At 72.3% G+C, this 12244-nt stretch carries 13 protein-coding genes; 2 read left to right on the forward strand and 11 right to left on the reverse strand.

Features of this window, described 5'->3' with window-relative positions; genetic code table 11:
* Positions 1-29: 29 nt before the first annotated feature.
* Both AB0H84_RS23220 and AB0H84_RS23225 read right to left on the reverse strand, forming a co-directional pair.
* The gene (locus AB0H84_RS23220) at positions 30-1271 is read right to left on the reverse strand and encodes a HAMP domain-containing sensor histidine kinase (RefSeq protein ID WP_357607598.1); all 1242 of its coding nucleotides are present in this window, start codon (positions 1269-1271) and stop codon (positions 30-32) included.
* Complete coding sequence (locus AB0H84_RS23225) at positions 1268-1945, reverse strand: response regulator transcription factor (protein ID WP_357607601.1); 678 nt, start codon at positions 1943-1945, stop codon at positions 1268-1270. The genes AB0H84_RS23220 and AB0H84_RS23225 overlap by 4 nt, the downstream gene beginning before the upstream one ends.
* Positions 1946-2038: 93 nt before the next feature.
* Between AB0H84_RS23225 and AB0H84_RS23230 the strand changes: the two genes are divergently transcribed.
* Complete coding sequence (locus tag AB0H84_RS23230) at positions 2039-2473, forward strand: hypothetical protein (protein WP_357607604.1); 435 nt, start codon at positions 2039-2041, stop codon at positions 2471-2473.
* A 6-nt stretch (positions 2474-2479) separates the two neighbouring features.
* Here AB0H84_RS23230 and AB0H84_RS23235 read toward each other — a convergent pair whose 3' ends face one another.
* The 6 genes from AB0H84_RS23235 to AB0H84_RS23260 all read right to left on the reverse strand — a co-directional run bounded on the left by AB0H84_RS23235 (position 2480) and on the right by AB0H84_RS23260 (position 8913).
* The gene (locus tag AB0H84_RS23235; protein WP_357607607.1) at positions 2480-3238 is read right to left on the reverse strand and encodes an SDR family oxidoreductase; all 759 of its coding nucleotides are present in this window, start codon (positions 3236-3238) and stop codon (positions 2480-2482) included.
* Positions 3239-3558: 320 nt separating this feature from the next.
* Positions 3559-5835: a tetratricopeptide repeat protein gene (locus AB0H84_RS23240; protein ID WP_357607610.1), complete on the reverse strand. Its 2277-nt coding sequence runs from the start codon at positions 5833-5835 to the stop codon at positions 3559-3561.
* Positions 5836-5854: 19 nt separating this feature from the next.
* Positions 5855-6610 (reverse strand): hypothetical protein, encoded by a 756-nt coding sequence (locus AB0H84_RS23245; protein ID WP_357607612.1) that lies wholly within the window; start codon positions 6608-6610, stop codon positions 5855-5857.
* Between the two features lie 49 nt (positions 6611-6659).
* Entirely contained in the window at positions 6660-7472 is an 813-nt protein-coding gene (gene dapF, locus AB0H84_RS23250) for a diaminopimelate epimerase (RefSeq protein WP_357607615.1), read from the reverse strand.
* Between the two features lie 9 nt (positions 7473-7481).
* Entirely contained in the window at positions 7482-8387 is a 906-nt protein-coding gene (gene miaA / locus AB0H84_RS23255; protein WP_357607618.1) for a tRNA (adenosine(37)-N6)-dimethylallyltransferase MiaA, read from the reverse strand.
* A 13-nt stretch (positions 8388-8400) separates the two neighbouring features.
* The gene (locus AB0H84_RS23260) at positions 8401-8913 is read right to left on the reverse strand and encodes a methylated-DNA--[protein]-cysteine S-methyltransferase (protein ID WP_357607621.1); all 513 of its coding nucleotides are present in this window, start codon (positions 8911-8913) and stop codon (positions 8401-8403) included.
* Here AB0H84_RS23260 and AB0H84_RS23265 point away from each other — a divergent pair.
* Positions 8912-9826: a ribonuclease Z gene (locus AB0H84_RS23265; RefSeq protein WP_357607624.1), complete on the forward strand. Its 915-nt coding sequence runs from the start codon at positions 8912-8914 to the stop codon at positions 9824-9826. The genes AB0H84_RS23260 and AB0H84_RS23265 overlap by 2 nt on opposite strands.
* Here AB0H84_RS23265 and AB0H84_RS23270 read toward each other — a convergent pair.
* From AB0H84_RS23270 to AB0H84_RS23280, 3 genes are all read right to left on the reverse strand, one after another.
* The gene (locus AB0H84_RS23270; RefSeq protein WP_357607627.1) at positions 9802-10452 is read right to left on the reverse strand and encodes a hypothetical protein; all 651 of its coding nucleotides are present in this window, start codon (positions 10450-10452) and stop codon (positions 9802-9804) included. The genes AB0H84_RS23265 and AB0H84_RS23270 overlap by 25 nt on opposite strands.
* Positions 10453-10478: 26 nt before the next feature.
* Positions 10479-11213, reverse strand: coding sequence for an isocitrate lyase/phosphoenolpyruvate mutase family protein (locus tag AB0H84_RS23275; protein WP_357607630.1), 735 nt, complete (start codon positions 11211-11213; stop codon positions 10479-10481).
* 109 nt (positions 11214-11322) lie between these two features.
* Positions 11323-11877, reverse strand: a complete 555-nt coding sequence (locus AB0H84_RS23280; RefSeq protein ID WP_357607632.1) for a hypothetical protein — start codon at positions 11875-11877, stop codon at positions 11323-11325.
* Between the last annotated feature and the right edge of the window lie 367 nt (positions 11878-12244).

Here is a 12244-nt window from a genome sequence, read left to right on the forward strand (position 1 = left end):
ACGAAATCGCGGCGCCGGGTAACCGCGCGCTAAGGGGCAGTTAACACCACCTCCACCCGCGCGCCGCCCTCCGCGGGCGTGGAGACGGTCAGCGCGCCGCCCGAGGCTTCGGCGGTACGGCGGGCGATGTCCAGGCCGAGGCCGGTCGAGCCGCCGCCGCTGGTGCCCCGTTCCAGCAGCGCGGGGTCGAAGCCGGGTCCCGAGTCCTCGACCGCCAGCACGGCTCCGCCCGACGGACGGGTCGCAAGCCGTACCGACATGGCCGCCCCTTCAGGGGTGTGCGCGAAGACGTTGCCGAGCAGGGCGTCCACGCACGCCGCGAGCTCGTCGGCGCCCACCGCGACCGGCAGCGGCGCGTCCGGCAGCGAGACCGACATCTCGCGGCACTGGTCCTCGGCCAGCACCGACCAGAACCGCACCCGTTCCCGCACGACCGTCGCCGCGTCGCACGAGTCGCGCCCGGCCGAGCGGCGTCGCGCCTCCGTGATGACGGCGTTCACCGCGCGCTCCAGGGCGTCCACACGGGCCTGTACGCGTGCCGCCTCCTCCGGGTCCCGCAGCGACTCGGCGTCCAGCCTGAGGCCCGTCAGAGGGGTGCGCAGCCGGTGCGACAGGTCTGCCACCGACTCACGCTCGGCCAGCAGCAGCTCGTCCATCCGCCCCGCCAGGTGGTTGAGCGCGAGGGCCACGGAACGCACCTCCGGCGGCCCTCCCGGCTCCGCCCGAGCCGTCAGATCGCCCCCGGCCAGCCGGTGCGAGACACGCGCGAGCCCGTCCACCGGCCTGGTCACGGCCAGCGCCAGCCGGTCCGCCAGGACGATCCCCAGGACCACCAGGGCGAGCCCGAGCACGAGCAGCGCCAGCCACGCCTCACGCACGCCCTTCGTCAGCTCCGCGTCCGGCACGAACACCCTGATCACGGCCGTGCCACCGGGCGACTGCGTGGAGGCGAGCACTTCCCTGCCGCCGGAGGCCACGGCGGTGACGCTGCGTCCTGTGGCGGCCAGTCGTACCGCGTCGGTGCGGGGCGCGGGGGCGCCCACCGTGCGCCCGTCCGGCAGGAACACCGTCACGGGCCGTGACACCTGCTCCACGGCCAGGGCCAGATCAGGCGTGCCCACCGCCAGCGCCACGGACTCGGCGGCAGCGGTCGCCCTGCTCATCGCGCCGTTCTCGGCCACGGCCCGGATGAGCAGCGCCATCGGCACCAGCAGGGCGATCAGGACCAGGGACGTCGTCGCCGCCACCAGCAGCGCCAGCCACCGCCTCATGACGGCGCGACCAGCTTGACGCCGACGCCCCGCACCGTGTGCAGATAGCGCGGCTCCGCGGCCGTCTCACCGAGCTTCCTGCGCAGCCATGACAGGTGCACGTCCACGGTCTTGTCCGCGCCCCCGTACGGCAGCTGCCACACCTCCGTGAGCAGCTCCCGCTTGGTCACCACTTCACCGGGCCGCGCAACGAGATAGTGCAGCACGTCGAACTCACGCGGCGTCAGATCCAGCTCGGCCCCGTCGAGCGTGGCGGTACGCGCCCTCGGGTCCACCCGCAGCGCCCCCACGGCCAGCGGCTCGGGGACCGATCCACCGGCCCGCCGCAGCACGGCCCGGATGCGCGCGTCGAGCTGCGCCGCGCTGTACGGCTTGACCACGTAGTCGTCCGCCCCCGCGTCCAGCACCGGCACCATCTCCGCGTCCCCGTCGCGGGCGGTCGCCACGATGACCGGCACCCGGCTGACGGCCCGCAACATCCGCAGCAGCTCCACCCCGTCGAGGTCCGGCAGCCCCAGATCCAGCACGATCAGGTCAGGACGGTCCTGCACGGCCAGCCGGAGCCCGTCCAGCGCCGCCGGTGACGAGGCCACGGCATGCCCGAGCTCCCGCAGCCCGCGGCTGAGCGCCGTACGGATCGCCACGTCGTCCTCGATGAGCAGGATGTCAGCCATATACAAGAACGTAGACGCTTGATGAGCATGCCTTGGGCACCCTTAGCGTCGCCTTAACCTGGCCTTAGCCGCACATGGGGGAAGGTGAAGGCGATGAAGAGACTCGTGCTGGCCTGGGCCGCCACCGCCGTCGCCGCCACCGGCGCGGCCGTGGGCGTGCTCGCCCTCCTCGGCACCGGCCTCACCGGCGACTCCGGCCGCGTCCTCAGCCAGGCGGAGGTCCGTGCGGCCCTGAACACCGCCACGCAGCGCACCATGTCTCCGCCGAGCAGCCCGGCCACCGCCGCACCGTCGACCACATCGCAGGGCAAGCTGATCCGCAGCCTCGGCGGCACGGTGATCGCCTCCTGCGAGGGCGGCCTGGCGACGCTGCGCTCGTGGAGCCCGGCCCAGAACTACTCGGTGGACACCGTCGAGCCGGGCCCGGCTCGCGAGGCCAAGGTGGAGTTCGAGCCGGACAAGGGCGAAGACATCGAGCTCAGGATCGTCTGCGTCGCCTCCCAGCCCACGGCACGCCAGGAGTCCTGACCCGCGCTAGGTGAGCAGCACCCCGCCGTCCACCGGCAGCGTCACCCCGGTGATGTACGAGGCCGCGTCGCTCGCCAGGAAGATCGCCGCGGCGACCAGCTCGGTGGCGTCACCCGGCCGCTTCATCACGGTCCTGGACTCCACGATCTGCTCCACGAAGCCGGCTTTGAACTGCTCGCTCATCTCCGAGGGGAAGAACCCCGGCTCCAGGCAGTTGACCCTGATGCCGCGCCGCCCGGTCCACTGCTGCGCGAGGTCCCGCGTGAGCCCGATGATCGCCGCCTTGGACGCGCTGTAGGCGGCCTGCGGCAGCCCGAGCGTGGTCTCGCCGAGCACGCTGCCGATGTTCACGATCGACGAGCCGGGGCGCATCACCCGCGCGCACGCCTGGGCCATCCAGTACGTGCCGAGCAGGTTGACGTCGATGACCTGCCGGAACTCCTCGGGCGTCTCGCGCAGCGCGGGCACGGCGGTGCCGATGCCGGCGTTGTTGATCAGCACGTCGACCGCGCCCATGGACTCGACCGCGGCGGCCACCAGCGCCTCGCAGTCTTCGGGCCGCGACACGTCGGTCTGCACGGCCAGGCACCGGCGGCCGGTCTCCTCGACCAGCCGCTGCGTCTCCTCGAGCCGGTCGGCGCGCCTGGCGCCGATCACGACGTCGGCGCCCGCCTCGGCCAGGCCGCGGGCGAAGGCGACCCCCAGCCCCGCGGACGCGCCGGTGACGATGGCCACCTTGCCGCCGAGACCGAACCGCTCCAGCACGTCACATCCCGCCTTCCACGTCACTCACGGCCGACGTTCCCACCGGACCGGGTCTGATGCATGCGCCGCGCACCACACCTGCGCCCGTCCCAGCCGCACCACACCCCGCCGCCGCTGAAGGACGCCGCGGCGCGGACACTGCATGCTGTGTGTCCACGCCGCACGTCCACGAACGCGTCCCGTGTCCGGGATGGTCGTCGCGCGCAGGCGACACCCCTCCGGCCACAGGACGCGGGGCGGTCACGTGGCGCGTCACGCGGCGCGGCGCACAGCCGGTCACGCGAGGCATCACGCGTCACGGGCACGCGGCGCGGCACGCGTCAGAGGCCGTATTCCTTGACGATCCGCTCGTGCCGCTCGACCTCGACGTCGATCTCGCGGGCCAGGTCGAGCCAGGCCAGCGGGTGCACCCACCGCTCGGTGGCGTCGTCGAGCAGCGCGTCCACCTCGGAGGCCGACACGTCCGGCGGCACCGCGACCCAGCCGAAGACGCCGGGCAGCGACTCGCCGCTGGTCGGGTGGGTGACGGTGTAGTTTTCGTCGCTGTAGACCCACATCGGCCAGCCGCGCTCGGCCATGACCTCGGTGAACTCCGCCCAGTCCTCCTCGCTCGGCGCGGCGCCGTCGAAGAAGTAGCTGGTGTAGCCGCCGGGGCGCAGGATGCGCACCGCGGCGAACGGCGGCACGAAGTTCTGCTGCTCCTGGGGGTCGTCCGGCACCGGCTCCAGCAGCTGCGGGTCGAAGACCACCAGGTCGCCGGCGTTGTAGTCCATGCCGCGCGGCTGCGGCAGGGCCAGCCTGGCGGAGGCGGGGCCGGTGCGGATCGACAGGACCTGGCGCTGGCCGCCGTCCGGCGCGGGGAGGATGAGCCTGATGAGGCCCATCTCCTCCTCGATCGGGCCCTCCTTGGACTTGATCGGCATGCCGATCTTGGCGGCGCCCTTGCGTACGGTGTCCCAGTCCTCCGCCGAGGTGGCCATGACGATCATGCGCCAGACGTCCTCGTCGCCGAGCTCGTCGAGGACCTCGAGCAGCACCTGGGCGGCCCTGGCGTTCTCGTCGACCTGCTGGGCGGCGCCGGACAGCAGGCGGCGGGCGTCGAGCCCGGCCCCGGCGGCGACGGCGTGCTCGGCCGCGTCGAGGGCCTCCGGCCAGCGCTCGCGCGCGCTGTGCAGCCGGGCCAGCGCGAGGTGCTGCGCGTCGTGCGGCAGCATGGCGGCCATCTGCTCCAGCCGCTCGTCCTGGCGGGCCTCGACGAGCAGCGTGGTGAGGTAGGCCACGTCGTCGGGGTCGGCGGTGGCGATGTCGCCGGTGTCGACCAGCAGCTTCCAGTAGATGTCGGCGCCGGTGGCGGGGAAGCCGAGGAAGCCGAGCGTCGTGGTGTGGCGGCGGGTGGCCTCGAGGTCCTCGCCGGACAGCGGCGCCAGCCAGCCCACCCACTTCTCCGGGTCGGCGTTGAAGCCGTCGGCCGCGTCGAAGAGGCCGACCATCTCGCTGAGCGGCCCGGGAGCCTCGGGCTCGGTGGCGGCTTCGGCGGCGGCCCGCAGCGCGGCGACCCGCTCGGCGACGCCCTCGCTCTCGCGGAGCTCCGCGGCGCCGGACTCGGCCAGGTCGGCGAGGAGCCTGGCCTGCCACACGCCCTGCCTGGCGACGGCCAGGTCGCCCGCCACCAGGGCGAGCTCGACGCGGGCGCGGTAGCCGCCCATCATGCCGAAGTAGTCCATCCACTGGCGCAGCACGCGGCCGAGCTGCCAGGTGTTGGCGATCTGGGCGGAGCTCGCCAGCTTGGCGACGGCCTGCGACCACTCGACGAACACGCGCGGGTGCTCGCCCACCACGTCGAGGTCGGGCAGCGCGTCCACGGCCTCGGTGGTGCGGCCGAGCGTGGCGAGGATCAGGGCCCGCCGCACGCCGTCGCGGTGGGGCTTGGCCACCGGGTCGTCGGCGTTGAACTCGGCCGCGGCCTGCAGCGCGTTGAGCGCGTCCTCGGCGCGGCCCGCGGCGAGCAGCGCGCGGGCGCTCTCGGCGCCGAGCTCCCAGCTGGCCTCGCGTCCCGCGACCCGCAGCCGCTCGACGGCGGACTCGGCGTAGCTCACGGCCTCGCCCGGCTGGCCCGCGTCGATGAGCGCGGCGACGTACTGCGTGACGAGCCCGGTGAAGGCGGGCTTCTCCGGGCTCAGGCCCTCGATCCACGTGCCCAGCGTCTCGAGGCGCTCGCTCGCGTAGCCGGGGCCGTCGGTGTTGGCCCACGCGATGGCCAGCGCCTCGACCGCCGCCGGGACGGCCGGGCACTCGCGGACGTCTTCGCGCTGGGCGAACGCCAGGAGCTGCTGCGCGTCGTCCACCGCGACCGCGCCCTGCGCCCGGTCACCGATGCGGCCGATCAGGTGCCAGTAGCGGGCGTAGAACTCGAGCCACGGCAGCTCGAGGGCCTCCGCCTGCTGCGCTATGGCCGGGGCCATGACGTCGAGCTGCGGGTATCGGCCCTCATAGGCCTGTGCGGGAAGGTCTCCCAGCGCCATGGCGAGGCCAACGTTGCCCGCCTCGGAAAGCTGCTGCTGGGTGTCGCCGACCCAGGCCCAGATGTCCACGTCCATGGGCAGTCAGTCTGCCAGGTCAACGAGCGTGCCCAAAACGCAGAAGCCCGATCAGCTCGTCCGTTTCGCTGTCGTCGAGCACGGAGAACGCCGGCGCCATCAGGTCGTCGGTCGTCTCCTCCACCGCCGCCCGCCGCGCGACGACGTCCGGACCGGGCGTGGCGTACGGCTCCGGCCATTGGAAGAACTTTGCCACCATCTCCCCCGTGGCCTCCCCGAACGGGGTCCCGTCATGGCCGGCCGCGAGCGTGGCCTCCAGCGGGTGCAGCCCTGCCGCGATCACCGCGTTGGCGTGCAGGCCGCCGCGCAGCTCGCGTACGACGTGCATGAGCTGCACGGCCCGCGCGGGCGGATCGTCGGGCAGCGGCACGGCCCGCCACCCGGCGAACAGCGGGGCGCCGACGGAGGAGGCCCGCTCGACGACCGGCTGGAGCAGCTCGGCGATCCTGGCGCAGCCGTCGTAGCCGCCGAGCTTGCGCCGGCCCCAGTCCCTGCAGATCTCGGCGTACAGCTCGACGGCCTGCTCGGTGGCGAGTTTGCGGCCGCCGTTCCAGCTCTCCTCGACGTGCCCCGTTGGGAAGAACACGGCGACGGAGGTGACGACGTCGGCGTCGCACTCGCCGAGCACGCCGCAGCGGCCTCTGAAGTAGAGCTCGCGGGCGCCGAGCCCGTACTCCTCGCAGACGGCCTTGGCCTCCCTGGAGATCATGAATCCGCCGCCGAGCCGGCCGATCGGCGCCTTGACCTGGGCCGCCGTGGTGCGCGGGTCCGCCATGGTCCACCCCTCAGTTCGCGAAGTGGACCCAGCATCCCTCAGGAGAACATCATTCTGCAAGCATCAGCTCGCCGCTGGCCACGATGACCGCGGGTCCGGAAAGGTAGCTCGTCTCCTCTTCGAGGATGACGGTCACCGTGCCGCCGGGCACCTCGATCGTCCAGGTGCCGGTGGTGTCGCCGGACAGGGCCGCGGCGGCGACGGCCGTGGCCACCGTGCCGGTGCCGCAGGAGCGCGTCTCGCCGCAGCCGCGCTCGTAGACGCGCATGACCGCGCGGCTGGTGCCGACAGGGTTGAACAGCTCGATGTTGACCCCGTTGGGGAAAACGCCGGGGTCGAAGCCGGGCTGGTGGGTGAGGTCGAGCTGGACGACGGGGTCGCCGATGGCGCAGGCGAGGTGGGGGTTGCCCATGCTGATGTGCAGCCCCGGGTATTCGTGGCCGCCGACCGTCGCCACGCTCTCGCCGAGCACGACGGGCTTGCCCATGTCGACGGTGATGTCGCCGTTCGGCTCCGCGCGGACCTTGCGCACGCCGCCCCTGGTGGCCACCGCGAACTCGCCGGACTGCTCCAGCCCCGAGTCGATCAGGTAGCGGGCGAACACGCGCATGCCGTTGCCGCACATCTCGGCCATGCTGCCGTCGGCGTTGCGGTAGTCCATGAACCACTCGGCCACGGCGGCGTGCTCGCTCACCTCATGGCTCTCCTTTGTGCGCGTCACCACGAGCACGCCGTCCGCCCCTATGCCCGCCCTTCTGTCGCAGATCTTGGCGACGAGCGCGGCTGTCACGCCCGCCTCTCCGCCAGGGTCGGGAAGGATGACGAAATCGTTCTCGGTGCCGTGCCCCTTGAAAAACCGCATCTTTCAAGTTTATCCGAAAGGGTGTGCGGAGATCAGGGCGAGGGATCGCTCGAGCAGGTCAGGGGCGTCGTACGGCAGCCAGCGCACCCTGGGATCGCGACGGAACCACGACTCCTGGCGGCGGGCGAAGCGCCTGGTGGCCCTGACGGTCTCCTCGATCGCCTGCTCCTCGCTCCACTCCCCCTCCAGGAAGCGGATGACCTGGGCGTACCCCAGGGCGCGGCTCGCCGTGCGGCCCTCGGCCAGGCCCTGCCCCAGCAGGTCGCGCACCTCGTCGACCAGCCCCGCCTGCCACATGCGCTCGACCCTGACCGCGATGCGCTCGTCCAGCTCCGGCCTGGGCACGTCGAGGCCGATCTGCACGCTCGGGTAGACGGCGTCGTAGCCGGGCATGGTGGCCGAGAACGGGCGGCCGGTGTGCTCGATCACCTCCAGCGCGCGGACGATGCGGCGGCCGTTGCTCGGCAGGATGGCCGCCGCGGCCGCCGGGTCCTGCTCGCGCAGGCGCTCGTAGAGCGGGGCGGGGCCGCGCTCGGCCAGCTCGCCCTCCAGCCTGGCCCTGATCTCGGGGTCGGTGCCGGGGAACTCCAGCTCGTCGATGGCCGCGCGCACGTACAGGCCGCTGCCGCCGACCAGCACGGCCACCTCGACGGAGTCGATGACCGCCCTGGCCAGCTTCTGGTACTCGGCCACGCTGGCCGTGACCGTGACGTCCCAGATGTCCAGCAGGTGGTGGGGGACGCCGCGCTGCTCGGCCGGGGTGAGCTTGGCCGTGCCGATGTCCATGCCCCGGTAGAGCTGCATGGAGTCGGCGTTGACGCACTCGCCGCCCAGCCGCAGCGCGATGTCCACGGCGAGGTCGGACTTCCCTGCCGCGGTGGGACCTACGACGGCGATGACTGGCTGCTGGCTCACACCGACAAGTTTGCTAGAGGTCGAGGAGTGTCGGTTGCAGATATCCCTCATGGGTGAGCAGCCAGCGCTTGGTCTCCACGCCCTCGCCGCCGCTGAACCCGCCGAGTCCGTTGCCCGCGATCACCCGGTGGCAGGGCACGATGATCGGGATGGGGTTGGATCCCATGATCGAGCCGATGCCTCGGGCGGGCACGCTGGAGCCGCTGCGCGCGGCCAGCTCGCCGTAGGTGACGGCGGTGCCGTACGGGACCTGGTGCAGGGCCTGCAGCACCCGCAGCCGCGAGCCGGACATCAGCCGCCAGTCCACCGGCGTCTCGAAGGTCTTCAGCTCGCCCGCGAAATAAGCGTTCAACTCGGCGACCGCGAAGGCCGTACGATCCGAATCATGGACTTCAGCCAGTCCGAGGCGGTCGGACAGCCGCGGAGGGGATCCCCAGCCCGACGCGACGAGACCGACCTCGGTGACGGCCAGCACGAACGGCCCGACCGGCGTCGGCACCTCGGCGAACGCGACTGTGGTCATCATGTCCTCACGTGAGTTGGTGGTGCTGGGCACCTCCAGCGCGGTCCCTACCCGACACCGTAACCACAACGGCTACCTTCTGCGCTGGGACGGACAAGGCTACCTTTTCGACCCCGGAGAGGGCACCCAGCGGCAGATGCTGCACGCCGGCGTGAGCGCGCACGACGTCCACTGGATCTGCCTGACGCACTTCCACGGCGACCACTGCCTGGGGGTGCCGGGGATCGTGCAGCGCATCGCCCGCGACAGGGTCAGGCATCCGGTGCGCGCGCTCTTCCCCGCCTCCGGCGAGACGTACTGGCGCAGGCTCCGCCACGCCGCCGCGTTCGCCGACACCTCGGTGATCTCCGAGCACCCGCTCTCCGGCGACCTGGCCTCCGTCGGCTCGCTGACCGCGCGGCGCCTGTCCCATCCCGTCGAGTCGTACGGTTACCGCGTCCAGGAGCCGCACGGCCGCCGCATGCTGCCCGACAGGCTGGCCGCCCACGGCATCCGCGGCCCCGAGGTCGGCGAGCTCCAGCGCACCGGCTCCGTACGCGGGATCACGCTCGACCAGTGCAGCGAGCCCAGGCCGGGGCAGAGCGTGGCGTTCGTCATGGACACGCGGCTCTGTGACACGGTGTTCGAGCTGGCCTCGGGGGTGGACCTGCTGGTGATCGAGTGCACGTTCCTGTCGTCGGAGAGCGCGCTGGCCAAGGAGTACGGGCATCTGACGGCCTTCGAGGCGGGTCTGGTGGCGGCCGACGCGGGAGCGCGCAGGCTGGTGCTGACCCACTTCTCCGAGCGGTACGGGTTCGCCGACGAGCCCGCCTTCGTGGCGGAGGTACGGCGGCACTACGACGGGGAGGTCGTGCTCGCCCGCGACCTGATGAAGATCCCCGTGCCTCGGCGTCAGGTCCACAGACCGGCGAAGTAGCCCACACCGTAGGGGGCCGTCTCCATCAGCAGGCGGCCCTCGTACTCACGGCCGCCCGCCGCGCCGGCCAGCACCTGGAGGGCGGCCCGCCCGCTCACCCACAGCCGGTCGGCCTCCGCGGGGTCGAGCGCGGCGAGGGCTCCGGTGTCGGCGTGGGCGATGGCGTGCGCGATCAGGTCGTTGTACGGTTTCGCGGCCTCGTCGTACTTGCCCGGCGCCCGCGGGCTGAGGCAGGCGGAGCCGTCGGCCATGACCAGCAGCGCCACCCTTTCCGCGATTTCTCCTATTTTTTCACCAAATTTCCGGCATTCCTCGCTTGTCGCGTCGAGCGCGACGGAACGGAAGTCGCCTGGGGCCTGATCGCCGAGCAGCCGGCGGCCGACGGTCAAGGAGAGCGGGAGCACGGGCTCGCCCTGGCCGACCGTGACGTCGATCCCCCACGGGCGCAGGGTGCCCGCCGCCTGGCCGCCGTACGTACTCGTGCTCTCCGCCCCGCCCACCACCATCAGCACGTCGGGACGGGCCTCACGGAGCGCGGCGATCGCGGCGTGGCAGGCCGCGCGGAGGTCGTCCAGCTGGAGCACGAGGAGCGGGGTGGGCGGGCAGACGGCCGCGGCGACAAGCACGAGGGCAAGCGTACGTGGCCTGCGGGTCAGTACGGGCTGCGGCCTTGCCTGACCTTCCCGAACAGGCTCTCGGCGTAGGTGTGAGCGGCCCGGTGCAGCCCGTCCCCGAAGCTGATCCTGGCCACCCCCAGCTCGGCCAGCCGCCCGAACGACGGGACCCCGGGCCTGGACAGGATGTTGACGGGCCCGCCCAGCTCGCTCACCAGCGCGCCGATCTCGTCCTCGTCCCCCAGCCCGATCGGGTAGACGCAGTCGGCACCGGCCTCCAGATACCGCCGCCCGCGCTCCACCGCCTCCTCGCGGAAGGGCCGGCCGCGGAGGTAGACGTCGACTCTCGCGTTGATCACCAGCCCTCGGCCCGCCGCGGCCCGCATCTCCGCCAGGAAGTCGGCCTGTTCGCCCGGGTCCACCAGCGCGCCGGCGGTGGAGTCCTCGATGTTGCAGCCCACGGCTCCGGTGGCGGCCAGGCGTTCGACCAGCTCCGCCGGCTTGAGACCGTAACCGCGCTCGATGTCGGCGGTGACGGGCACGTCCACGACCCTGACGATGCGGGCGATCGCCGCCATCATCTCGCCGACCGGCGTCCCCTCGCCGTCCTCGTAGCCCAGCACGTGCGCCACGGCGGCGCTCCCGGTGGCGACGGCCGGGAACCCGGCTTCCCGCACGGCGCGGGCGGAGGCGGCGTCCCAGACATTGGGCAGGATCACCGGGCTTCCTGGCACGTGCAGTGCGCGTAGGAGATCGGCTCTGTCAGTCGTCATGCTGCGACCCTACGGAGTGCGGCGGCTCCCGCCGTAGGTCCAGTAGCACCGATAAACGCCAAGCCACTTCCCCGGGAGGCGACCCGTGTCGTGGGCGGCTCGTCAGCGCTCAGCAGCCGCTCTTGGCGCACTGGCCGCCCACCTCGCCGGCTGGGCCGTCCGCGGGGTTGTCACCCTCGGACGACTGCGGCGCCTTGCTGGGGGACGCCGTCGAGGGCGTCTTGCCGTCGCCGGTCCTGGCCGTGCCGCCGGCCGGGTTCGTACCCGTGTCGCCGACAGGCTCGCCGCCCGTGCCCGCGTCCGGCGCGGCGTCACCGATGGAGCCGTCGTCGGGGGTGTCCGCGGCCGGATCGCCCTCGGGGGCGTCGGTGGTGGCGTCGCCGGTGGTGGTGTCGTCACCCCCGAGGTCCTCGTTCCCCTCGACGCTCTGCGAGGGCGCGGGACGGCCGGCGCCCGGCTGCGCGGCCTCTCCGGGGCCGCCGGCCAGCAGGTAACCGGCACCGCCCGCGGCGAGCAGGGCGACGAGCGCCGAGGCGGCGATGACGACGGTCTTCTTGTTCTTCTTCGGGGGTTCGCCGGTCGAGGACGTCTTCCTGGCCGCGAGGCGGGTGTCGCCAGGCCCGGACAGGATCTCAAGACGATCCGGCTCGATCGGATCTTGCATAGTGGTACGGCTCCCTGCGGTCGTATCGGGGAAAGCTCACCGCCTTCCGCGGGTGGATGGACCACACTAGCCGCAAACACCGAATGCTCGCACACCAATCACAAAGGAATCACGACTTGTCCCCCTCTAGATCCATTTACCCAGATAGCCGCGCCCGCCTCGCACCCGTCGCGGGCGTCGCCGGGGTGCTCGCCACCGCGATCACGGGCATATTCCTGGCATTCACCAACATCCAGGAAGCGCCACCGCAAAGGACGGCGGAATTCGATCAGGAAAGCACGCTTTCCCCAAGATCGGATTTCTCGTACGTCCCGGCAAGCCTTTCCGTCTCACCCTCGGATGGATCGTTCCAGAAGACACCGAAACC

The sequence above is a fragment of the Nonomuraea sp. NPDC050786 genome (genome assembly GCF_040654115.1).
Taxonomy (GTDB): Bacteria; Actinomycetota; Actinomycetes; order Streptosporangiales; family Streptosporangiaceae; genus Nonomuraea.